The 23,507-nt window shown below is 42.7% G+C and carries 24 protein-coding genes; 7 read left to right on the top strand and 17 right to left on the bottom strand.

The window, feature by feature from the left end; translation table 11 throughout:
- Nucleotides 1-432 precede the first annotated feature (432 nt).
- The 4 genes from EKM80_RS00805 to EKM80_RS00790 are packed head-to-tail and all read right to left on the bottom strand — an operon-like array spanning nt 433 to nt 4,175.
- Nucleotides 433-1,506 carry an ABC transporter substrate-binding protein gene (locus EKM80_RS00805; protein ID WP_125551185.1) on the bottom strand — a complete coding sequence of 358 codons (1,074 nt, stop codon included), beginning with the start codon at nt 1,504-1,506 and terminating at the stop codon, nt 433-435.
- Nucleotides 1,503-2,330: an ABC transporter permease gene (locus EKM80_RS00800; RefSeq protein ID WP_125551184.1), complete on the bottom strand. Its 828-nt coding sequence runs from the start codon at nt 2,328-2,330 to the stop codon at nt 1,503-1,505. Before EKM80_RS00800 ends, EKM80_RS00805 begins: the two co-directional genes overlap by 4 nt.
- Complete coding sequence (locus tag EKM80_RS00795) at nt 2,327-3,139, bottom strand: ABC transporter permease (protein WP_125551183.1); 813 nt, start codon at nt 3,137-3,139, stop codon at nt 2,327-2,329. The genes EKM80_RS00800 and EKM80_RS00795 overlap by 4 nt, the downstream gene beginning before the upstream one ends.
- Nucleotides 3,126-4,175 carry an ABC transporter ATP-binding protein gene (locus EKM80_RS00790; protein ID WP_386699235.1) on the bottom strand — a complete coding sequence of 350 codons (1,050 nt, stop codon included), beginning with the start codon at nt 4,173-4,175 and terminating at the stop codon, nt 3,126-3,128. Before EKM80_RS00790 ends, EKM80_RS00795 begins: the two co-directional genes overlap by 14 nt.
- A gap of 425 nt (nt 4,176-4,600) precedes the next feature.
- Between EKM80_RS00790 and EKM80_RS00785 the strand changes: the two genes are divergently transcribed.
- Nucleotides 4,601-5,587, top strand: a complete 987-nt coding sequence (locus tag EKM80_RS00785) for a YhdH/YhfP family quinone oxidoreductase (protein WP_125551182.1) — start codon at nt 4,601-4,603, stop codon at nt 5,585-5,587.
- A 227-nt stretch (nt 5,588-5,814) separates the two neighbouring features.
- On the opposite strand, the gene EKM80_RS00780 is transcribed toward EKM80_RS00785, so the two are convergent.
- Nucleotides 5,815-7,941: a cation:proton antiporter gene (locus EKM80_RS00780; RefSeq protein WP_125551181.1), complete on the bottom strand. Its 2,127-nt coding sequence runs from the start codon at nt 7,939-7,941 to the stop codon at nt 5,815-5,817.
- Between the two features lie 75 nt (nt 7,942-8,016).
- A complete protein-coding gene (murB, locus tag EKM80_RS00775; RefSeq protein ID WP_125551180.1) occupies nt 8,017-8,931 on the bottom strand; it encodes a UDP-N-acetylmuramate dehydrogenase in 915 nt (304 codons plus the stop codon).
- 155 nt (nt 8,932-9,086) lie between these two features.
- Here murB and EKM80_RS00770 point away from each other — a divergent pair, with 155 nt between their 5' ends.
- Together EKM80_RS00770 and EKM80_RS00765 are read left to right on the top strand one after the other, a co-directional pair.
- The gene (locus tag EKM80_RS00770; RefSeq protein WP_125551179.1) at nt 9,087-9,851 is read left to right on the top strand and encodes an exodeoxyribonuclease III; all 765 of its coding nucleotides are present in this window, start codon (nt 9,087-9,089) and stop codon (nt 9,849-9,851) included.
- A 66-nt stretch (nt 9,852-9,917) separates the two neighbouring features.
- Entirely contained in the window at nt 9,918-10,454 is a 537-nt protein-coding gene (locus EKM80_RS00765) for a 3'-5' exonuclease (protein WP_125551178.1), read from the top strand.
- Nucleotides 10,455-10,499: 45 nt separating this feature from the next.
- On the opposite strand, the gene EKM80_RS00760 is transcribed toward EKM80_RS00765, so the two are convergent.
- The 4 genes from EKM80_RS00760 to EKM80_RS00745 form a co-directional block, all read right to left on the bottom strand.
- On the bottom strand, nt 10,500-11,024 hold the full coding sequence (locus EKM80_RS00760; RefSeq protein ID WP_125551177.1) for a GNAT family N-acetyltransferase: 525 nt from the start codon (nt 11,022-11,024) through the stop codon (nt 10,500-10,502).
- Complete coding sequence (tsaE, locus tag EKM80_RS00755) at nt 11,021-11,488, bottom strand: tRNA (adenosine(37)-N6)-threonylcarbamoyltransferase complex ATPase subunit type 1 TsaE (protein WP_125551176.1); 468 nt, start codon at nt 11,486-11,488, stop codon at nt 11,021-11,023. The genes EKM80_RS00760 and tsaE overlap by 4 nt, the downstream gene beginning before the upstream one ends.
- Before the next feature lie 81 nt (nt 11,489-11,569).
- Nucleotides 11,570-12,544 carry a phosphate acetyltransferase gene (pta, locus tag EKM80_RS00750; RefSeq protein ID WP_125551175.1) on the bottom strand — a complete coding sequence of 325 codons (975 nt, stop codon included), beginning with the start codon at nt 12,542-12,544 and terminating at the stop codon, nt 11,570-11,572.
- 70 nt (nt 12,545-12,614) lie between these two features.
- On the bottom strand, nt 12,615-13,313 hold the full coding sequence (locus EKM80_RS00745; RefSeq protein ID WP_125551174.1) for a uracil-DNA glycosylase: 699 nt from the start codon (nt 13,311-13,313) through the stop codon (nt 12,615-12,617).
- A gap of 238 nt (nt 13,314-13,551) precedes the next feature.
- On the opposite strand from EKM80_RS00745, the gene EKM80_RS00740 reads away from it, so the two are divergent.
- The gene (locus EKM80_RS00740) at nt 13,552-14,424 is read left to right on the top strand and encodes a Cof-type HAD-IIB family hydrolase (RefSeq protein ID WP_125551173.1); all 873 of its coding nucleotides are present in this window, start codon (nt 13,552-13,554) and stop codon (nt 14,422-14,424) included.
- Nucleotides 14,425-14,530: 106 nt separating this feature from the next.
- The gene (locus EKM80_RS00735) at nt 14,531-15,052 is read left to right on the top strand and encodes an LURP-one-related/scramblase family protein (RefSeq protein WP_125551172.1); all 522 of its coding nucleotides are present in this window, start codon (nt 14,531-14,533) and stop codon (nt 15,050-15,052) included.
- Nucleotides 15,053-15,089: 37 nt separating this feature from the next.
- Here EKM80_RS00735 and EKM80_RS00730 read toward each other — a convergent pair whose 3' ends face one another.
- Nucleotides 15,090-15,653 (bottom strand): GNAT family N-acetyltransferase, encoded by a 564-nt coding sequence (locus EKM80_RS00730; protein WP_125551171.1) that lies wholly within the window; start codon nt 15,651-15,653, stop codon nt 15,090-15,092.
- A 177-nt stretch (nt 15,654-15,830) separates the two neighbouring features.
- Here EKM80_RS00730 and EKM80_RS00725 point away from each other — a divergent pair, with 177 nt between their 5' ends.
- Complete coding sequence (locus tag EKM80_RS00725) at nt 15,831-17,279, top strand: amino acid ABC transporter substrate-binding protein/permease (protein WP_125551170.1); 1,449 nt, start codon at nt 15,831-15,833, stop codon at nt 17,277-17,279.
- Nucleotides 17,276-18,028 carry an amino acid ABC transporter ATP-binding protein gene (locus tag EKM80_RS00720; protein WP_125551169.1) on the top strand — a complete coding sequence of 251 codons (753 nt, stop codon included), beginning with the start codon at nt 17,276-17,278 and terminating at the stop codon, nt 18,026-18,028. The genes EKM80_RS00725 and EKM80_RS00720 overlap by 4 nt, the downstream gene beginning before the upstream one ends.
- Nucleotides 18,029-18,072: 44 nt before the next feature.
- Here EKM80_RS00720 and EKM80_RS00715 read toward each other — a convergent pair whose 3' ends face one another.
- From EKM80_RS00715 to opp3b, 6 genes are all read right to left on the bottom strand, one after another.
- Nucleotides 18,073-18,441: a PTS sugar transporter subunit IIA domain-containing protein gene (locus EKM80_RS00715; RefSeq protein WP_125551168.1), complete on the bottom strand. Its 369-nt coding sequence runs from the start codon at nt 18,439-18,441 to the stop codon at nt 18,073-18,075.
- Between the two features lie 30 nt (nt 18,442-18,471).
- Nucleotides 18,472-19,236, bottom strand: coding sequence for a type I 3-dehydroquinate dehydratase (aroD, locus tag EKM80_RS00710; protein WP_225418772.1), 765 nt, complete (start codon nt 19,234-19,236; stop codon nt 18,472-18,474).
- Between the two features lie 137 nt (nt 19,237-19,373).
- Complete coding sequence (locus EKM80_RS00705) at nt 19,374-20,330, bottom strand: ABC transporter ATP-binding protein (protein WP_125551167.1); 957 nt, start codon at nt 20,328-20,330, stop codon at nt 19,374-19,376.
- A gap of 96 nt (nt 20,331-20,426) precedes the next feature.
- Entirely contained in the window at nt 20,427-21,518 is a 1,092-nt protein-coding gene (locus EKM80_RS00700) for an ABC transporter ATP-binding protein (RefSeq protein ID WP_125551166.1), read from the bottom strand.
- Between the two features lie 5 nt (nt 21,519-21,523).
- Nucleotides 21,524-22,546 (bottom strand): oligopeptide ABC transporter permease, encoded by a 1,023-nt coding sequence (gene opp3C, locus EKM80_RS00695; RefSeq protein WP_125551165.1) that lies wholly within the window; start codon nt 22,544-22,546, stop codon nt 21,524-21,526.
- Nucleotides 22,546-23,481: an oligopeptide ABC transporter permease gene (gene opp3b, locus EKM80_RS00690; RefSeq protein ID WP_125551164.1), complete on the bottom strand. Its 936-nt coding sequence runs from the start codon at nt 23,479-23,481 to the stop codon at nt 22,546-22,548. Before opp3b ends, opp3C begins: the two co-directional genes overlap by 1 nt.
- Nucleotides 23,482-23,507 lie beyond the last annotated feature (26 nt).

The following is a 23,507-nucleotide window of genomic DNA, read 5'->3' as shown; positions in this document are numbered from 1 at the left end:
TATGATACCGCGATTATTGGCCGATTCATATCCGGTCTGTTATTAGGTGCTTACGGTACAAGTAAGCGCTATTAATAAAAATTTACGCATATTAACTACCCTCCTAACACTGTGATACTATAAAAATCAATCTGACCAAAAATCAATACTTAATTAATTGAGATTACATGATTACTCATATCTAGTATGACACCATTACCATAATTATAAAGAATATTTATCAATAAAAAGTTTCTGTTATCAATCGTTTTATATTATAAAAAAAGAAAGCAATCCCGCGCGGATTATTGCTTTCTTTTTTAGTAATATTAAATTATTTAGATGTTATTTATAATCATATCATCCTGATTTGTACACCTGAAGAATAAAAACGGATTGATTTTTAAGCCTATTTATCAATTAATTTATTTAATTTTTGATAAATTCATATTTTTATTGATGGTACATTTTGAATTCCAAGAATTTATCATTGTAAATTCCCACCATCCGGTTACCCAGATCAGCATAAACTTGCAGCTTATCGATCACCTGGTTGCTTGGATAAAATTGCTTATCGTCAGCAATTGCTTGTGGTAACAAAGCTTTAGCCGCCGTGTTTGGTGTGGCGTAACCAACATATTCTGCATTCTGCGCTGCATTTTCTGGTTTAAGCATGAAATTTAAAAATGCGTAGATTGCTTTATAGTGCTTCGCAGTTTTAGGAATCACTAAATTATCAAACCACAGATTACTACCTTCAGTAGGCACCACGTAATGTAGATGAGAATTATTAGCCATCATTTCTGCCGCTTCACCAGACCAGGTCACCGCTACCGCCGCTTCATTTTGTGCCATATACATTTTTATTTCATCAGCGACTACTGCCTTAACATTGGGCATTAGACCTTCCAGCTTTAACTTAGCTTGATCTAATTCGGCCACGTTGGTCGTGTTCACTGAATGTCCCTGAGAAATCAATGCCATCCCCATAATATCGCGGGCGCTATCGACTAACATTATATTATTGCGCAACTTTGCTGACCAGAGATCATTCCAATGTTGCACCTGCGATCCTTTGATCATTTGGTCGTTATAAATGATACCCAGTGTTCCCCAGAAATAGGGCACCGAATACCGATTGCCGGGGTCAAAAGATTGATTACGGAAATGCGTATCGATGTTGTTAAAACCGTGCAGGCGCTTATAATCCAACGGCACTAATAAATTAGCTTTATGCATTTTCTGAATCATATAATCCGATGGTACCGCTAAATCATAATCAGTACCACCTTGTTGGATTTTAGTAAACATGGCTTCATTGCTATCAAAGGTCTCAACTTGAACTTTGTACCCAGTCTGTTTTTGAAACTTTTTTAGCAACGCCGGATCAATATAATCGCCCCAATTATATAAAGTTAACGTGCCACTACTGGCAGCACCTTGTGACCGCTGCAACTGACTGCTCCCCACTGCTAACAAAGCACAAAACGCCAAAATGGCTAAGGCTAAACTGACTAAACGTTTCATTTGATCAATTTCGCCCCCATTCGATTACGCCGGCGTGCTTTTTTCGAATTGTTATATTGTTCAATAAAGTAATAACCGCCAATCAACAATAACGAGAACAAGAACATCAGCGCCGACAATGCATTAACCTCTAAGCTAATACCTTGCCGAGCACGTGCGTAAATTTCGACGGACAACGTTTCGAAGCCATTGCCAGTGACAAAAAAAGTGACCGCAAAATCGTCCAACGAATAAGTGAAGGCCATGAAGAAACCAGTCAAAATACCAGGTGTAATGAAGGGAAAGATCACCCGCGTCAGTACCTGCACGTTGGTGGCGCCTAAGTCGGTGGCTGCATCGATCAACGAATGATTCATTTCATTGAGCCGTGGCAACACCATTAACACAACGATGGGAATTGAAAAGGCAATATGGCTGAGCAGCACTGAACTAAAGCCTAACCGTAAGCCCAAAAAAGTGAAGAAAATCAGAAAGCTCGCGCCAATAATAACATCCGGTGACACCATTAAAATATTATTCAAGGATAAAATCGAATTTTTCAGCCAAACCTTTTTGATTCCATAAATTGCCAGTGCACCTAACATACCGATAATAGTCGCTATCAATGAGGACAACAACGCAATCAGCAATGTATCCAGCACGATTTCAATCATCCGCGTGTCGGCAAACAATTCCGCATAATGTTGCCAAGAAAAGCCACTAAAACGCGTCATCGTCGTACCAGCATTAAAGGAATAGAAGATCAAGTAAAAAATCGGCGCGTACAGAACTAAGAAAACCAGCCACAAATAGATATTACGCCAATCAAACCATTTACGTTTCATCGCCGCTGGCCCCCCTTCTTCTTGCGCTCACCAGTTGCAAACATGATCACGACCATCGCTACGATCAAGACGACCCCAATTGTTGAACCCATCCCCCAATTTTGGGTTACCAAGAAATGTTCCTCAATTGCAGTCCCCAAGGTGATCACTTTGTTGCCCCCAATCAAACGAGTCAGCATAAATAGCGAGAGTGAGGGAATGAAGACAGCTTGGACCCCGGCTTTAACGCCGTCTAAGGTCAACGGAAAAATCACCTTACTGAAGGTCTGCCAATTGGTTGCACCAAGGTCACGACTAGCATTGACCAATGATGGATTCAACTCATCGATAGCATTAAAAATCGGCAGGATCATAAAGGGAATTTCAATATACGCGGCCACCAAAATAAAGCTGCCCTTGGTAAACAGAATCTGCTGTGGCCCAATACCAATAAATTCAAAGAAGTGATTAGCCGCGCCTGCTTGGCTGAAAATACCGATAAACGCGTAAGCTTTCAACAATAAATTGATCCACGTCGGCAAAATGATCAGCAATAACCATAACTGCTTATGCCGCGTTTGACTGAGCCAATATGCTGTTGGATAGCTGATCAGCAAAGTAACTGCCGTAATGATAAAAGCGTACCAAATCGAATTAAAGGTCATGCGTAAATAAGTTCCAGAACCAAAATACTCACGATAATTACTTAGCGTTAATTGACCATTAATGTTAAAAAAGGATTGATAAACGATCAAAACTAGCGGTGCAATCACAAATAGCAATAGCCAGAGAACATACGGTACACTGTAAAAGGTATTATACTTTTTCATCAGCATCGTCCTCGTAACTTTCTAGTCGGGCATCGAAATCTTCTTCTGATTCACCGAAACGCATCACGTGAATATCTTCCGGTTCAAAGTAGATGCCCACTTGCTGACCGACCGCCGTTTTACGAACAGAATGGATCAACCACTCATTGCCGGCGTCATCGTGACTCATAATTTCATAAATATCACCGCGGAACACCTGCGTATCGACCGTCACCGTTAATTTAGCCTTATCAACAGTTGTTAGCACCAGATCTTCTGGTCGAATGACGACTTCAACTGGTTCGTTAACGCGCATCCCAGCGTCAGCACATTCAAATTGATGACCAAGAATTTCCACTTGATAATCGGCAAGCATCCGTCCCTTAACGATATTACTTTCACCGATAAAGTCAGCGACAAAATGATTGATTGGTTCATCGTAAATATCCACTGGAGCACCTTGTTGCAGGATCTCACCGGCATTCATAACAAAAATTTCATCACTCATCGCCAATGCTTCCCCTTGATCATGGGTGACAAAAACAAAGGTGATTCCTAGGCGCTGCTGTAACTGACGCAGCTCCACCTGCATGGCCGTTCGTAATTTAGCGTCCAATGCTGACAATGGTTCATCGAGCAATAAAACTTCTGGTTCGTTAACAATGGCCCGGGCGATTGCGACCCGCTGCTGTTGACCACCAGATATTTCACTGATCTCGCGTTCCTCATAACCGGATAACTGAACCAAGCGCAACGCTTCGATCACCTTTTCATGGATAACTTTTTTAGCCGTCTTTTTTAGAACTAAACCAAACGCGACATTATCGTAAACATTTAAATGTGGAAATAACGCATAATCCTGAAATACCGTATTAATTTTACGTTTATTTGCTGGTAGATCGTTTATTTTTTTACCTTCAAATTCAATCGTCCCCGCGCTGGCATCAGTAAAGCCGGCCAAAATCCGCAGAATTGTCGTCTTACCACAACCAGACGGGCCTAACAACGTATAAAATTTCCCCTGTTCGAGCTCAAAATCAATTTGCTTTAACGCCATCGTATCCCCATAACGCTTGTTTACGCCGCTAAATTTGATAATTGTATTGGCCAACTTAACTGTCACGCTCCCTTTTATCTATCTAAATTTTGCCGTTCATTGCTGGTCACATCAGCTATCACTGCACGTCATTAAGTTGCTGAAAATCGCCTAACTATAAGCCACTAAAACTAATAGAATAACTTAACGTTAACGCTTTTTTATCGCTTTGCACAGCAACATCAATTATAATCTAAGCAAGCGATTTTTAAAACCATTTGTTAACTTGAACATATTGGGTAAACTGTTTTTGCATGGTGGTTCCCACAAAAATCATGACAAATTATGGCGTTAAAAATTTTCAAGTGTTGCGCTTGTCTAACTGTACTGAAAAGGGTTACAATTATAACAATGTTATTGCCACTATTTTACAAGGAGGCTTTTTGATGAAATACCAAGCATTAGAACTACAATTAGATGACACCCAAGTCACGCCGACATTTATCGAGCAAGAATTACCGCAATTAGCTGCGGATCAAGTTACAGTTAAAGTCGCTTACTCCGACATTAACTATAAGGACGCACTAACGCTAAATTCTCGTAGTGGTGTATTGCGCCAATATCCTCAAGTTCCAGGGGTTGATGCCGCCGGAACCGTCATCGCTAGCACCAGCGCCAATTTCAAGGTCGACCAAAAAGTCCTATTAATTGGCTTTGACCTTGGTATTAGCTGGCCTGGCGGTTACGCTGAGTACATCACGGTACCGGCTAAATGGTTAGTTGCGTTACCGGAAAATTTAAGCTTACAAGAAGCTATGTGGTACGGGACTGCAGGTTTTACGGCTGCCTTGTCAGTACGAGCTTTATTGAAATACGACTTTCCATTAGATGCCCCATTGTTAGTCACCGGGGCAACTGGTGGTGTTGGCGGCTGGGCAACTGCTTTTCTGCACCAGCTCGGCTACACTGATCTAACGGTTGTCAGCCGCAACCCAGCAGCTAGCGATTACCTACATGAATTAGGTGCAACTAACATTGTGACCCCAGATGAGTTGGCTGATGCCCGCCATAAACCGTTACAAAAACAAAAATTTGTTGGCGTTGTCGACGCAGTTGGTGGTGACTTGTTGGCAGAAATTCTGCCGCAGGTCAGTTACAGTGGTATCGTCGCCTTATCAGGCAATGCTGGCGGCAATAAATTAGCTACGACCACATTACCATTCATCCTCCGTGGCATCCGCTTACAAGGCATTGATTCTGTCAGCTACCCAGCAGCTAAGCGGGTAGCAGTTTGGCAACAACTTGCCACTGACTTCAAGCCAGATAACCGGGCATTGCTACATCACGCTATCATCGACTTTAATGAATTACCAACAACGCTAGCTGAATTTATGAACAAGAAACATCAAGGTCGGACATTAGTTAGCCTTTAAAAATTAAGCCAAGTCAATTATAATTTCGCTCATGTTTAACTAAAAATAGCAGACATAATTAATTTTTTCGATTAATTATGTCTGCTATTTTTTATAGCTATTAAGAACATACCAACTAAAGGCGAGCACCTGCCGGCATTGGTTTTACCCTTACTGCTCCCAGCGAAGACTACTTTAAACTGTCTAATTAAGCCGCGCCCCAATCTTGCATGGTGCTCACTTAATTTTTAGTCCACATCTTCACCAAGTAACAAGGCATTCTCCGAATAATTGACGTATTGCCGCAACTTCGCTGCTAACGCCCAGGAAATATAACCTTGTTCAACCATATTCTGAATTCCACTGCGCTCAGCAGCTAACGCCTTAAAGCGTAGACCACGCATCGTACGGTCATAATCAGCGCGCCGTGAATGCTGGCCAGTTTGTTCACGATGTAAATGTTTAATTTGTTCAATTCGATTTTGGTAGCTGATGATGATCTGATAAATCACTTGTCGATTATAATGGGCCGCCTTAGCTTCCGGCTGCTTTAAGTACGCTGATAACGCCTTAATGCCCCCTTTTGCGGTTTCTTTTTCAATAAATAAACGCTCGTTATAGTACGGCCCGCTAAACCGCGCGCGAACTAATTTTAACCGCATATGACTCGCCCAAGTTCCCAAGCGATGCATACGCGTGAAAAAATTAGGCCGCTGCAATTTATGGGGTAAATTCTCAACCATTTGCAAGCGGTGGACTAAATGCTTCTGAAATTGTTGATAGCTACGTTCCTGGATCTTGCCATCGCGCCACAATTTGTCCAATACGTCAGTTTCACCTTGCAACGCGATTCGCCGTAAAGCTAATTCTTCATCTAAAAATGGTGCGATTTTTTCTTCTGGTTGATAAGCAGCCTGCAACCGGCGCACAATTTCTTGATATTCGGTGATCAAATCATAAACAACGCGCTGATTTTCTGGACGCCGTTCACTTTCTAGTCGATTGATTGCTAGTCGCAATGTGTAAATTCGGGCTTCACTTTCAGATAACTTTGATTCAGTGGTTGCTACCGCAGTTGTATCCATGTCGTTATCTACCACTGGCTCAGTTCCCCGGGTAGTGATCGACACAGGTGTCCGCGTTAGCAACGGAATGAAGATCACCGCCATCAGTAAACTTAAAATAATCACCCCGGCAGCAATAAACAACATTAATGCGCGTTCGGGAAATGCTGCACCACTTGCTAGTGTATAGGGCACTGATAAAACACCGGCCATGGTGATTGCACCGCGGACACCGGTTAAGCCTGACAGCAAAGCCACATTTAAACTAGGCCGCTGATGCTTTTCTTTATCCTTCAGCCACTTGAACGTAACGTTGACGAGGGTCCATAGCACGCGAATCACGAAAATCGCCAGCCAGACTAAAATGATATCACCGATTGCCATCCAGGTGTTGTCGCTGGGATTGCGAATTGTTTGCGTCATTGCCAGTGGTAGCTCAATACCAAGAATCAAAAAGACAATACCATTTAACAAATAAATTGCGATATCCCAGGTCCGCTCGGTTACAATTTTTAGCTCAGGCAAGTAGTCCATTAATGCCGGCTGCGAGAAGTTATACACGATACCCGCGCTAACAACAGCAATGACACCTGATGCATGGAGTGCTTCTTCGACCACCAAATAGATAATAAATGGGGTCACAATTTGCAACACGGTGTGGAGCACGACATCGTTGATTCCTTGTTGGAGGATAAAAGTACGCAGTGCTTGGATCATTGCCATCAATAGCATCCCCATTAAAGCGCCAACAATTGAGATGTAAAAAAAGTCACCAGCAGCTTGTTGCCAAGTGAAAACACCAGTTACCGCAGCCGCTATGCCGTACTTAAAGCCAATCAAACCACTGGCATCGTTGATCAGGCTTTCGCCACTGACTAAATGAAGCACGTTGCTAGGTAACTTAGCTTGCTTCGAAATTGACTGTACTGCCACTGGATCAGTTGGTGAAATAATCGCCGCTAGGGCAATACTGGCAGCTAATGGTAGGTCGGGCACCAAGAAATGAATGAACCAACCCCCAACAAACATGGTCACAAACACGAGAAAAATTGCGTTCATGATGATTGGTCCACGTAGCGCCCATAGTTCGCGTTTAGGAAAATGACGGCCATCGTTAAAAAGCAATGGCGCGATAAATAAGAGCATAAACCAATCTGTCCGTAACGGAATCGTCACTTTGAAAACCAGCGCCAACACTAGGCCGCTAACAATTTGAATCAAGCTGACTGGTATAAAAGTTAGATAGTGACTGATCACGTTAGAGACAAGTACAACGCTGACTAACATGATAACGGCTTCTAATATGTTCATGACATCGACTCCTTCATAATGGACTTCCTGCTAACTGTAAAAAACAGCTGACCTCACCTCGAAGTCAGCTGTTAGCTATTCAATCAAATCTTCGCCGATAATACGGACTTCTGGCTCCAAAGCGACGCTAAACTGCTTAAAAACTTCTGCTTGGACATAGCGAATCAGGTCAATATAGTCCGTAGCAGTGCCATGACCTAGATTGATCATAAACCCAGCATGTTTAGTCGAAATTTGTACATCGCCGATAATATGCCCCTGCAACCCTGCTTCGTGGATCAATTTACCAGTAAAGTAGCCAGTTGGCCGTTTAAAAACACTACCACAGGATGGGTATTCTAACGGTTGTTTGGCTGCCCGCCGCGCGTTGAAATCAGCCATTTCCGCCTTGATTTTTGCTGGTTCACCCTTAGTCAACGCAAAAGTTGCCGCTAACACCACACTATTATTTTCTTGAATAATACTATGCCGATAAGCAAAATGTAAAGCAGTTCGACTTAGCTCGCTGATCGTGCCATTAGGTAAAAGTACAGTCACGCTTTGTACGGCGTCACTCATTTCACCACCATAAGCGCCGGCATTCATAAACATCGCACCACCAACACTGCCGGGAATTCCTGCCGCAAATTCGATGCCACTTAAGCCAGCGTCTGCCGCTGCAATCGTTGTGTCGATCAATTTTGCACCAGCTTGGGCGTGTAATGTCGTATCGGTCACTGTGATAACCGCCATCGCTGTCAGGATCAAAACTAAGCCACGAATGCCACCATCTTTGACGATCAAGTTACTGGCATTGCCGATCACTGTTAATGCTAATTGCTGACTATGCGCATAATTAACCAGTGTTTGGACCTCGTTACTACTTTTCGGAAACGCCAAAATATCCGCCTTACCGCCGGTTTTTGTGTACGTGTAATGGCTTAATGGCTCAGCCAACTTGATTTCAATTTGCGGAAACAACTCCACAATAGTCGGTTCTTTTTGCAACATTTTGGACGCATTCCTTTCATCATTTAAAGTCGTCTATTCTATATATTTTAGCATGAAAAAAACGCTTTTGATAGTCTTGGTATCACCAGCTCTTTAGTTTCTCATCAATCTTTTGTAGAATAAGGAAGGTAGGAAATTTGAATGGAGTGAATAATATGAAATTTATTTCGTGGAACGTTAATGGCTTACGCGCTGTTGTTAAAAAAAACTTTATGGAATTTTTTGAACAACAAGATGCTGATTTTTTCTGTATTCAAGAAACTAAGTTACAGGCCGGCCAAATTGAAATGACCTTGCCTGGCTATCATCAATATTGGAATTATGCTGAACGTAAAGGCTATTCTGGTACAGCAATTTTCACTAAACATGAACCGTTGAGCGTGGCTTATGGCATGGGCGTCGCTGAACATGATCAAGAAGGCCGCCTGATCACATTGGAATATAAAGATTTTTATTTGCTAACTTGCTACACTCCCAATTCACAAAATCAATTGAAGCGCCTGGACTACCGCATGTCATGGGAGGATGCTTTTCTCAGCTATATCAGTACGTTGAATCAAAAGAAACCAGTCATTTTCTGTGGTGATCTTAACGTTGCCCACGAACCAATTGATTTGAAAAATGATAAGACTAATCATCATAACGCTGGCTTTTCTGATGAAGAACGGGGTAAGTTTAGCCAATTATTGGCTGCTGGTTTCACCGATAGTTTCCGCTACTTCTACCCTGATCAAGTTACTTATTCATGGTGGAGTTATCGCTTCAACGCTCGCAAAAATAACGCTGGGTGGCGGATCGACTATTTTGTTGCTGCCAACCAACTACAACCAAAATTAGCTGATGCGGAAATCTTAACTGATGTGTTAGGGTCGGATCATTGTCCAGTGCTGTTACTCACAAAGCCAGAACTAGAAGCTTGATCACTTTACAAAGCGTACATTTGTTCGTACAATAGTGATAATATTTTAATGAAATAGGTGAATAATTTGAACTTTGTGGCAATGGATTTTGAAACAGCCAACGCTAAACGTTACAGTGCCTGTTCCTTAGCCTTAACCGTCGTGCGCAATGACCAAATCGTTGATGAATTTTATTCGTTGATCAAACCTGATACGCCATTTTTCTGGCGTAATACGCAAATCCACGGTATTCATACTGCTGATGTTGCCGATGCACCTGATTTTCCTACTCTGTGGCCACACATTGCGTCACTATTTCAACGTGATCGCTTAATAGTCGCCCATAATGCCAGTTTTGATATTGGTGTTTTGCGCAGTAGTCTGGAACATTATCAATTGCCAACCCCACAATATTTGGCTTTGGACACCGTACGTACTAGTCGCCAGTTCTATCCTGAATTTAGTGACCATAAGCTGAACACATTGTGTGCGGCACTTAACATTGAATTAGAACATCATCACAATGCATTGGACGACAGTCGGGCTTGCGCCAATATTTTATTGCAAGAAGCTCATCAATTTGGCCCTGAGCGGTTGAAATCGTTTGTTAAAGTGATTGCCTAAACTAAAGAACGCTGTCACCCTTAATTGCGGTGACAACGTTCTTTTTTACTGATGATCGATCAAACGGGCCATGCGAATCAGGGTTTGAAAACCAGCCTCTGCGTCATAAAAGCCTCGGACCGTTTTACCTTCAACTTGAAAATCTAGCTTCTGATACAGCTGGTATGCTCGCTGATTACGCTCTTGTACAGTTAACTCTAGGCGGCGGATCAGCGGATTAGCTTGCGCCCACGCCAATACTTCCTCCAACAACGCTGTGCCTAAACCGTAACCCCAAAATTCGTGCAATACAGCAACCCCAATTTCACCGATATGTTGAATTTCTGGTGCTGCACTGGCCGTCACCCGCGCCATACCAACCAGTTCATCGCCTAGTACTGCGACAAATAAGACATTATTGTCCGCTTGGGCTAATTGCTGTAATTGTGCAGCTTCCACGTCGACCGCTACTTGTAGATCAGCGATATCCGTTAATAAAAATGGCGTTTCCTGTGCCAGTTGACCGAGCAGGCTTAATAGCGCTGCCGCATCTGCTGGCGTAGCTGGTCGCAATGTCACTTCATCACTCATAGTGCCTGCGCTAACTGCGCCACCAATTGTTCATAACGCTGACCCTGTGGGTGAAAAAGTAACTGCCGCTGTTGATCATTAGTTGCCACTTTTTTGATCTCGATCTGTAAATAATCGTCCGGCCATTCATCTTCAATAAATTGCGGCCATTCCACCACCGAGACTCCAGCACCATTGAAATATTCTTCTAAGCCTAATTCGTCACCACCGCCGTTTTCCAAACGATAAACATCCATATGATAGAGCGGCAACCGCCCTGAAGTATATTCGCGGATTAGCGTAAAGGTAGGGCTCTTCACGTACTGCTGAATTCCTAGCGCGGCGGCTAGCCCTTTAGTAAAGGTTGTTTTACCAGCACCAAGATCGCCTTGTAAAAAAATGACGCTACCGGGTTGCACTAACTGGCCTAGCGCTGCCCCAACTTTCTGCGTTGCGGCGTCACTAGCAACTGTATATTCAAACATCTTGTCACGTCCTTGCCAAATTTTCTCTATTATAACAAAAAAGCACATCACCGCGTAGGCAACGTGCTTAAGCTAATCCTATTAATCAAGTAAGGTTTGCACTGCAGTGATGATGGCTAATTTATAAACATCCTCTTCACTGGCACCACGGGATAAGTCAGAAACTGGCTTATTCAAGCCTTGCAAAATTGGCCCAATTGCTTCGAAACCGCCAAAGCGTTGCGCAATTTTATAACCGATATTACCGGATTGTAATTCAGGGAAAACAAAGACCGTTGCGTTCCCAGCAACTCGGGAACCTGGTGCTTTTTGTTGCGCAACAGCTGGTACAAAGGCAGCATCAAATTGTAATTCACCATCAATTTGGTAAGCTGGTGCCGATGCTTGAGCTAATTTAGTTGCTTCTTGCACTTTGGTTACCGCATCGCCTTTGGCTGAGCCTTTAGTTGAAAAGCTTAACATAGCAACACGAGGTTCGATGTCGAATAATTCTGCCGTTTTAGCTGAAGAAATAGCAATTTCAGCCAATTCTTCGGCGCTAGGATCAATATTGATCGCACAATCAGCAAATAAGTAGCGTTGTTCCCCTTTTTGCATGATGAAGGCGCCACTGGTCCGGCTAACACCTGGTTTAGTCTTAATAATTTGTAATGCTGGCCGAACTGTATCGCCAGTTGGATGAACCGCACCGGAAACCATACCGTCAGCCAAGCCAGTATAAACGAGCATCGTGCCAAAATAATTGGGATCGCGCAACATTTTTTGTGCTTGCTCCGCTGTATTTTTGCCTTTACGTCGTTCAACAAATGCAGTGACTAAATCGTCAAAATTCGCTGCAGTTGCCGGATTGATAATCTCAACGTCAGCCAAATCAAAATTATGCGCTGTCGCTACTTTTTCAATTTCAGCTGGGTCACCTAACACGATTGAATGTAACAGATTGTCGTGCTGGAGTCGTACAGCTGCACCAAGAACACGGGCCTCTGCACCTTCAGGGAAAACGATCTTAATTTGCTTACCACTAACTTTTGCAGTTAAACTTTCAAATAAATCCACAATTATGCCTCCATTTCACTTGCTACCTAAAATAATACAACGCTTACATAAAAAAGAACAGCTTAATTTTCTAAGCTGTTGGTTGATTTTCACTAACATTTGCAGGTAAGCGCCAGTCGATCGGCGTTTCCCCGAATTTTTCTAACGCCATATTTGTTTTAGAAAATGGCCGCGACCCGAAAAAACCATAGCGTGCAGAAAATGGACTAGGATGAGCGGCTGTCAATACCGCATTTTTACTTTCATCGATCAGTGCCCGCTTAGCCTTAGCGGCATTCCCCCACAGAATAAAAACAACGTGACCGCGTTGCGATAATTTTTCAATCGCTTTATCAGTTAGTTGCTCCCAGCCCTTACCTTTATGGGAAAATGCTTGTCCACGGCGGACGGTTAGAACAGAATTCAGCAGCAAAACGCCTTGATCGGCCCACGGTTTCAAATAACCATGATTTACTGGCGCAATGCCTAAATCATCCTGCAATTCTTTATAAATATTTTGCAGTGATGGTGGCAGGTTAACGCCAGGCCGCACGGCAAAGCTAACGCCCATCCCCTGATTTGGATTGTGGTACGGATCTTGGCCTAGGATCACCACTTTAACCTTGTTGAAGGGCGTCCACTCAAAAGCCGTAAAAATATGGTACATATCCGGATACACGGTTTGGGTGGCATATTCCTGTTTTAAGAATTGGTGTAGCTGCGCGTAATACGTTTGGACAAACTCAGGCGCCAACACATCTTGCCAATCATTATGGATAATTGTTTTCATACGATCACACCTCACCGACTATTTTAGCGATTTTCGTAACAGATTGCCACCAGCGAAAGGAACTACATCCTGTTTTATTTTTACCTGCTTATAATCGCTAACAATTTTGCTGCTAAGCAGTTACTATTGCGCCGTAACTTTGGCCTACTTTTTCAAACACTTATTCGGCAACGGTAACGGTTTCGTCTTGACCCTAAAATATGCTAAACTAGGGTGAACAGAAACGGAGGAATCTGCTGTGATCTCACTTATTGCATCCGACATGGATGGTACCCTACTTAACGAAAAAATGACTGTCCCACCTGAAAATGCTGCAGCCATCAAAAAAGCAGCCCGGCGTGGCGTTAAATTTATTGTTGCTACTGGCCGTAGTTACGGTGAAGCTAAGCCGCTGATCGAACAAGTCGGCATTGAAGCCCCTATCATTGCGATGAACGGCGCACAAGTTTTTGATGAACAAGGCCAAGTTATCAGTACTGTTAGTATCCGGAAAACTGTTGTGCGCAAAATTTTCCATTTACTGAAATCTAAGGGACTTTATTTTGAGGTTATGACCGATCAAGGCACCGTTTCCGACAGTAAAATGCGGCGGATTCAAAACGTGGCTTCTTTATTAGTTGATCTGCAAACCACCGATAGTTTTAAAATTGCCGTTTCTTTGGCGTCAGCACGTTTGGAATTAATGAACATCACTTACGTCGATTCCTATGAAAAACTATTAGCTGATCCTAAAGTGACAATTCTTAAAGTTATCGCCTTCAGTGCAGAAAAGCAAAAAGTTCTGCGCCCAATTGCTCAAGAATTGACGGCGCTTGGTAACTTAGCCATTACCGCTAGTTCTGCCAGTAATATCGAAATCAATCACAGCAACGCGCAAAAAGGTGTTGCGCTGGAAACTTACGCGACAAGTTTGAATATTCCACTGACACAAGTCATGTCGATTGGCGATAATTTAAATGATGCTTCCATGCTGCAAGCCGCTAGTGTCAGCTTTGCCATGGGCAATGCCACTGAAGAAATTAAACAAATTGCCCGCTATTTAACTGACACTAACGTTAATCATGGCGTGGGTAAAGCAATCGAACGTGCACTGAATGAAAACTTAAGCTAAAAATGAAGTGAATTTAAAAGCTAGATGATACTTAGCGCCGTTTATGGCTGTATCCGTGCTGTTTGAGTGTAGCAACGTAAATGTGATTTAAAAGAGGTGAGCCGGCTTGTTGCGTTTGTACATCAAGGAACAATTAATGGCAACCAAAGGTGTTCCAATTATTGTTCGTGATGAAAAAAATAATCCCTTATATTTAATTACTGGCCGCTGGGGGCTCCGTCAAGACGCTTTTACGCTGTATACCATTGGTGGCCGCTATGTCGCTGAGATCAAGCAAACAACGCTAGGCCTATTCCCCCGCTTTGACCTTTATTTAGGCAAGGAAAAAGTCGGCTCAGTTAAGAAAATGTATGGCGTTTGGCATCAATTTCAATTTGTGAGCGAGCTTAATTGGATCATTATGGGTGATTTAATGAATCATCATTATAAGGTCTACCATCGTACGGAAACGTTGCTGGTATTGGATAAAGCAATCTTAGCCGATGGTGATTACTACGAGTTGGCCATCACTCATCCGCAAGATGCCCCAATATGCCTGTTGCTCAGTTTAGTACTGGATCACTGGTCTGTCCGCCGCGACAAGTCACCGCTTAAACGTGGCGTGGCTAATCCAATTTATGACGTTTAAAAAAGTTGCGTTCCTCGTAAAAAGGAACGCAACTTTTTTAAATATCTAATTGCATGTGTTCATAATCATGGCCAGCTAATTTAACCTTACCCACAACTTGAAAACCCATTTTATCGTACAATTTACGCGCATTAGGATTAGCAACATCAACATTTAAGCCAACTTTGCTTAGTCCCTGTTGCCGCGCAACATCAGGTACTGCGGCCAGTAGCTCACTGCCGATACCTTGATGCTGTTGCTTTTCCGCAACCGATAACGTATCTAGATACCATTCATTAGGATAAGCTTCCTTATCAGCAAAAACCTTGTCATCAGCCGCAACGCCTAATTGAGGCAAAAATGGTTGCAGTGCATCGTCAATATGTGCTTCCGCTGTTTCCGGATAACCAAAGGCGACACCGACAACTTGACCGTCACGTTCATTGACGATCCCATGACGATAACTATACCGATAATCCTCAGTTTGAAAGGCTTGTGCTAACACTTCAAAAAAAGTAGCTTGGTCGACATGATCTAAAAATGGCAACTCCATTTCTTCCAACACAATGTTAATAATCGGGACAACCGCCTTAGCGTCCTTTTTTTCAGCAGGTCGAATCACAAATATAACTTCCCTTCTATAAGAATGCTCTATTTAGAAGTCTACGTTACTCCCAGTCATCTGTCAAAAAACAGCAATTTTTTATTCTGAATGCATAGTCAGTGCTAAAATTTTATGTTATATTTAATAACATGAACACGTGTTATTAAATATAACATCATTTTTGGAGGCTTACTTATGCGTAAAAAATTGATTTGGTTCGCGCTACTTTGTTCAACCGTTTTCGGTGCGCTATTGGCAACTACTACGACCAGCCACGCAGCAGAAAAAACATACACGATTGGTACTGATATTACATATGCACCATTTGACTTCCAAGGAACCGATGGCAAATATACTGGGATCGACATTGATTTGATCAAAGCAATCGCCAAAGAAGAGAATATGAAGATCGACTTGAAACCAGTTGGCTTTAACGCTGCCGTTCAAGCCGTTGAGGCTAACCAAATGGACGGTGTGATCGCCGGCATGACGATTACTAAGGAACGGAAGCAACAATTTGACTTTTCTGATCCTTATTATTATGCAGGTGAAGTGATGGCCGTAGCCAAAGGTAGCAAGGTCAAATCATTTAAGGACCTGCGTGGTAAAAACGTAGCCTTAAAGGTGGGGACCCAAGGTGCTGCCTACGCTAAATCGATCCAGAAAAAATACGGCTTTAAAATCACTGAATTTGATCAATCTAACGATATGTATAACGATGTCGTTACTGGTAACTCTGTTGCTGCCTTTGAAGACTACCCTGTTATGGCTTACGGTATCCAAAACGGCATTAAATTAAAAATCGTCACTAAGCCAGCAAAAGGTGGTAACTACGGCTTTGCTGTTAAAAAAGGTGAAAATCCTGAGTTATTGACTAAGTTTAACGCTGGCTTAAAGGCCTTAAAAAAGAATGGCCAATATGACAAAATCGTTGCTAAATATTTAGGTAAAAGTAGTGTTGCTAAAGCAACTGCTACTGCCAAGAAACAAGATAATAGCTTGTGGGGCTTAGTTAAGCAAAACACAGGTGCTTTAGGTGGCGGCTTACTACAGACACTTTATTTAACCGTTATTTCCATTATTCTCGCCACTATTTTTGGTGTGATCATCGGCTTAATGCAAGTCGTCCCTGCCAAGTGGGCTAATTGGCTGTCTAGCACGCTGATCTATATTTTCCGCGGCATGCCATTACTAGTCCTAGCGTTATTCATTTACATTGGTGTCCCCAACCTGACTGGCAATAAGATTTCCGCCTTTCTCGCTGGTATTATCACGTTGACGCTGAATGAAGGTGCCTACACCGCTGCCTTCGTCAGTGGTGGGATTCGCGCCGTTGACAATGGTCAAATGGAAGCTGCCCGAAGTTTAGGCCTCCCTTATGGCAAGGCGATGCGCCGCGTTATTTTACCACAAGGGATCAAAATCATGATTCCATCGTTTATTAACCAATTTATTATTACTTTAAAGGATACCTCGATCTTATCCGTTATCGGTATCCTTGAATTGACCCAAACTGGTAAAATTATTATCGCCCGCAATCTCCAAGGATTCAAAGTTTGGACGATTATCGCGATTATGTATATCGTTATTATTACCTTATTAACTTGGCTGTCCAAAGCCGTTGAAAGGAGAATGAACAAATGAACGCTGCTGAAAACAATAACCGCGTCGTTGTAACTGATCTCGTTAAGAATTATGGCAGTAACGAAGTCCTTAAAGGTTTAAATTTAACCGTTAAAAACAATGAAGTCGTTTGTATGATTGGTCCTTCAGGCTCTGGTAAAAGTACCTTTCTTCGTTGCCTCAATAAATTAGAGGATCCAACTTCTGGCTCCGTAATTGTCGATGGCTATGATATTTCTGATAATAAAACCAATATGAACAAAGTTCGCGAAGGTATTGGTATGGTTTTCCAGCATTTCAACTTATTCCCTAACTTAACTGTATTAGAAAACGTGATGTTAGCACCAATCGAACTAAAGAAAGCAGATAAAGAGGTCGCAACAAAGGAAGCGCGTGCTTTGTTAGACGAAGTCGGTTTAGCTGAAAAGGCAGACGCCTACCCCGCCTCGCTTTCTGGCGGTCAAGAACAACGTGTGGCCATTGCCCGTGCATTGGCAATGCATCCAGATATCATGTTGTTCGACGAGCCAACATCGGCACTAGATCCTGAGATGGTTGGCGATGTACTGGACGTCATGAAAAAGCTTGCTAAACAAGGGATGACCATGATCGTGGTCACTCATGAAATGGGCTTCGCTAAAGAAGTCGCCGATCGTGTTGTCTTCATGGCTGATGGCCATATTATGGAGGAAGGCGATCCGCAACAGCTTTTCGATCACCCACAAAACCCACGGACACAGGACTTCTTACGTAAAGTATTAAATGCTTAAACTAAAAAACAACCTCTAAATTTAGAGGTTGTTTTTTTTACTGCTTATTTAATGACTATACGCTGAACTGCCGCATTAATTGCAGCACGATCCTGACCTGATGCCAACATAGTTGCGGCGGTAAATGCACCTTCTGTAAAGGCCGTATCATAAATATACGTATTTTTATCGCCAAATGCAGCCGCCAACTCAACGTTACGTTTAGCACTGCCAAAATCATAAAAAACTAATAATTCCGTTGCTTGATTAGCCTTAAAAGCACGTTCAATTTGATCCATACTAGTCCCAATTGCCCCAACACTATTACCACCAGCTGCCGTAATACTGATTGCTGGTGCGATGCTATGTAATAACTTGGCTAAACCAGTTGCCATCTCTGGCACATGGGCCACCACCACGATACCTAAACTCATTTTATCTAATTCCTTTCCACTTACTCTACTCTAGTCTTGATCAACTGCTAGTAATGGTAATAACTGCTGTAAAACGGCTAATGGTAACTGCCCCGGTGCCGAGCTAGCCGTCACCGTCGCAAAAGTAACAGCAGAACCAAAAGTACTACCAGCTAATCGCGTAATTTGTCCCAATTTTCCCATTGCCATCGTGATCATAGGTTGTTCTAATTGCTGCTTGGCCGTTAATGTAGCTTGTAATAAGTTTAAAACGTCCTGTGCTGATTGCGGCATCACCGCGACTTTGACAACTGCTGCGCCTTGTTGTGCCATTTGTTGCAACAACGTCACCAGCGCCACAACTGAGGGGGTCTGCTTGAAGTCATGCGCACTAACAACAGTCACCACACCAGCAAGTCGTGCGAGTTCACATAAATCAGCCACGTACCCGCCTCGGCTTAACTCAATATCAACCGCATCAATACACCCGCTGTGAATTAATTGTTGCACTAAATTTTGATAAGCTGCGCTACTTAGTGACCCATTGCCACCTTCTGCCTGACTACGGAAGGTCACTAATAGCGGTAACTCACCTAATTGTTGGCGCACCTGCTGTAGCGTTGTGAGTAATTGTGTCATTTCTGAAAGGTCTTCTAAGTCATCTAAACGCCACTCAATCAAATCCGGCTTTGCAGCTATTAGTGGTACCAACTGCGGTATGACCTGATTTAAAGCTTTAGCCGTTAATGGTACACAAGTTTTGGGCACACCATCGCCTAGCGGTACCTGCCGCAGATAAGTTACTTTAGTCACCATTCACGCCTCCTATTCTACCATCTCTATTTTAGCAAAGTTCGACTAGCGATAGTTAATTTTTCCAACAAAAAAGTCGAAACCTTGAATCAAGTTTCGACTTAATCTCATGCTGAATTTAGCGTAACGGCCAAATGTATCTAACTTAATTGGGCACGATACTGTTCAGCTTTTTCACGATAAGCTGGTAGCTCATCTTCACTGGCACGAACAAAATGTCCTGGCACAATTTCGACTAACTGCCGTTTCTTGTCATCACCTTCGTGCGCAGCGGCATCATACGGAATCGGCTTCCGATTGCGCTCATACTGCGGATCAGGCACAGGTACAGCCGACAGTAAGCTCTCCGTGTAGGGATGTAATGGATTAGCGTAAATCTCGTCTGAGGTCGCAATTTCCATCAAGCGCCCATAATGGATCACACCGATTCGATCAGAAATATATTTAACCATTGACAGATCATGTGCGATGAACAAATAAGTTAAATTATGCTGTTCCTGCAAATCCTGCAACAGATTAACCACTTGCGCTTGAATCGATACATCCAGCGCGGAAATTGGTTCATCAGCAATGATGAATTTAGGTTGAACGGCTAATGCACGAGCAATACCGATCCGCTGCCGCTGACCACCAGAAAATTCGTAAGGGTACCGCGTTGAATGATCAGCATTCAAACCAACAACTTCCAACAAATGAGCGACTTGGGCATCACGATCGGCGCTACTTTTAGCCAAATGATGAATATCGATGCCTTCAGCAATGATATCTTTAACTTTCATTCGTGGATTCAATGACGCATAAGGATCTTGAAAAATCATTTGCATTTCACGACGAAACTGTAACTGCTCCTTAGTTGATTTTAATTTACGAATATCACGATCATTAAATAAAATCTCGCCTGCAGTTGGATTGTACAAATGAATGACACTGCGACCAACAGTTGTTTTACCTGATCCAGATTCGCCAACTAAACCAAAAGTTTCGCCTTCATAAATATCAAACGATACATCATCAACTGCCTTAACTTCATCCGGCTTGCCAATGTTGAAATATTGTTTCAAATTTTTAATTTGTAATATCTTCTTACGTGCAGCCACTACTTTGCCTCCTTCTATTTCACACCTAAGGTTATTTATTAGCGCAACTCACCAATAATCAGTCTACTATTTTCTAAGTGTTTTTCTCAAAACCAGCTAATCTGTCGCTGGTGTATTGAGCTTTACTTCTGGATTATTAGGTTGATCTAATCCTTTGTCCACCATTTCTTGATAAACTTCCTGCCGCCGAACAATTTCTGGTGGTGGTGTTACTTGCGGTGCATCGGGATGCAGTAACCAAGTTGCTGCTGAATGTGTCGCTGTGATCGGGAAAAACGGTGGCGCCATTTCTGTATCAATTTTTAAGGCGTATTCGTTTCGTGGTGCAAACGCATCGCCTTTTGGTGGATCTAATAAATCTGGTGGCGTACCCGGAATTGCGTATAGCCGCTTAGCTTTTGTATCTAACGTTGGCATTGAGTTGATCAGTCCCCAAGTATAGGGATGTTTTGGATCATAGAAAATTTCGTCAACAGTACCAACTTCAATGATTTTACCCGCATACATCACCGCTACCCGATCAGCCATACCGGCTACAACACCTAAATCATGGGTGATAAAAATAATTGAGGTATCAATTTTTTGTTGTAATTCGGTCATTAAATCCAAAATCTGTGCTTGAATTGTTACATCTAATGCCGTTGTTGGTTCGTCAGCAATCAGAATTTTCGGGTAATTAACCAGCGCCATTGCAATAACAATTCGTTGTCGTTGACCGCCAGAGAATTGATGCGGATAATCTTTCATCCGTGCTTCCGCATTTTGAATACCGACTAGCGCTAGTACTTCTTTAGTTCGTGCAATTGCCTTTTCCTTCGACATACTTTTATGAATACGTAAAGGTTCCGATACCTGCTTACCTATCGTCATCGTTGGATCCAGTGAAGTCATTGGATCTTGAATAATTTCAGCAATATTATTACCATTAATTGCGGCCATTTCATGTGCATTGGCTTTTAATAAATCTTCGCCAGCGAACATGATCGACCCACTAGCAATTTTAGCATTACTATCCAATAAGCCCATAATTGCTTTAGTAGTGACACTTTTACCGGAACCCGTTTCGCCAACAATGGCCAGTGTTTCCCCTTTACGGAGATTAAAACTAACACCGCGGACTGCTTGAACATCCCCAGCAAAGGTGCCAAAATTGATCTTTAAATCTTTCACTTCAAGAATATTATCCAATCCTGTTACCCCCTTGTCCGTGGATCAAACGCATCACGTAATCCATCGGCTAATAAGTTAAAGGCAATCATAATAATCGATAAAACGGCCGCCGGATACCACATTTGATAAGGTAGGAAGCGGAACGTTTTATAGCCATCATTCAACAGCGTCCCTAACGAAGCATTTGGTGCTGAGATCCCGATGCCGATAAAACTCAAGAAAGCTTCAAAGAATATCGCTGTAGGAATTGTAAACATTAATTGAATAATGATCGTGCTGGACAAGTTCGGCAACAAATGTTTCAAGGCAATTTTTCTAGTGGATTCGCCTAATGTCCGCGCTGCTAAAATAAATTCCTGATCCTTCATTTTCAGCGTTTGTGCCCGCACCAACCGGGCCATCGTGATCCAGCCAGTAATTGCAATCGCCATACTGATCGAAAAAATACCTGGCTTGAAGACGACGATCATCAAGATAACAACAACTAAATTAGGTACGGAAGAGATAACTTCTAGTATCCGTTGCATAATATTATCCACGCGGCCACCATACCAACCTGAGAACATCCCATAGGCAACACCAATTACAAGATCAAAGAATGTCGCCACAAAAGCAACCAATAATGAAATTCGCGTCCCAAACAAGATCCGTGATAATAAGTCACGGCCTAGATAGTCCGTTCCTAAAATATAATAAGTTCCCTTAGGCACGCCAGCTTGCTTGTACGCATCAACCACGGCGCCAGCAACATTGGCCTTACCACTAAAGCCCCAAAAACCATGACCAATTTTAGGCGGTAAATTAGCGTACGTCGCATTTTGTGCATTAGGATTGCGCGGTGAGAACCAAATAGAACCCACTGCCAGCACGATAATCACGATCAACACCCACAGAGAAATCACAGCTGCCTTATTCTTCTTCAATCGCCGCCAAGCATCCTGCAAGAAAGTTAGTGACGGGGCGGCGATGCGTTCATTATTTAACTGTTCCCCTGCTTTTAAAGGTTCAAAAGCATCTTTAGGTAAATTCATTTTTTCATCAGCCATTAGGCACTAACCTCGCTTCCACTAAGTCTGATCCGCGGATCGATAATTCCATATAGAATATCTACAACCAAAATAACAATAACTAACATGAAGGAATAAACCATCGTCACGCCCATGATCGTGGGGTAATCGTTAGTCGTAATTGACTTAACGAATTGTTCCCCGATCCCAGGAATAGAGAAAATATTTTCAACAACCATTGAACCAGTCATCAAATTAACTGCTAGCGGCCCTGCTAGTGTTATGACAGGAATCAAGCTATTGCGCAACGCATGATGCCAAACGACACCAGCTTGCGTCAAACCTTTAGCCCGTGCCAACATAATATAATCACTACTCAAGACGTCAATCATTTCTGTACGCATGAAGCGTGCAGTTTCAGCCAATGGCATCATTGCCAAGGCAATTGTCGGCAAGATACTGGAACTAAAGTTGTCCCACAGCGCAATCGGAAATAATTTCAATTTGAAGCCCAGAATATACTGTAATAAAACGGCGAAAACAAAATTAGGAATCGACATTCCTAAAATTGCTAGTAACGTGGCCAGCGTATCGGCCCAGGTGTTCTTACGAATCGCAGCGAACGCACCTAATAAAATGCCAAGGACTGAGCCGACAATCATTGCTTGAATCCCTAATTGCAGGGATGGCCCAATTCTAGTAGCAATCAAGTATGATACCGGCTGACTGGAGAATTGGAATGAGATCCCCAGATCACCGTGAACCATGCCAAAAATATAGATCAGATATTGTTGCCATACTGGCTTATTCAAACCATACTGTTCATTCATCATGTGAATCTGTGATGCACTCATTTTGTCCTGGTTTTGATATGGGGTACCAGGCAAAAGTTTCATCAGGAAGAAGGTAATGGTCGCAATCAAGAACAAGGTCAAGATCATGTACAGCACCCGCTTCAAAATATACTTACGCATGGGCAATGCTCCTCTATTCAATAGTT

Origin of the sequence: Loigolactobacillus jiayinensis (genome assembly GCF_003946445.1) — a bacterium.
Taxonomy (GTDB): domain Bacteria; phylum Bacillota; class Bacilli; order Lactobacillales; family Lactobacillaceae; genus Loigolactobacillus; species Loigolactobacillus jiayinensis.
Note: the sequence above shows the minus strand (reverse complement) of the source record. Positions and strands in the feature narration are given on the sequence as shown.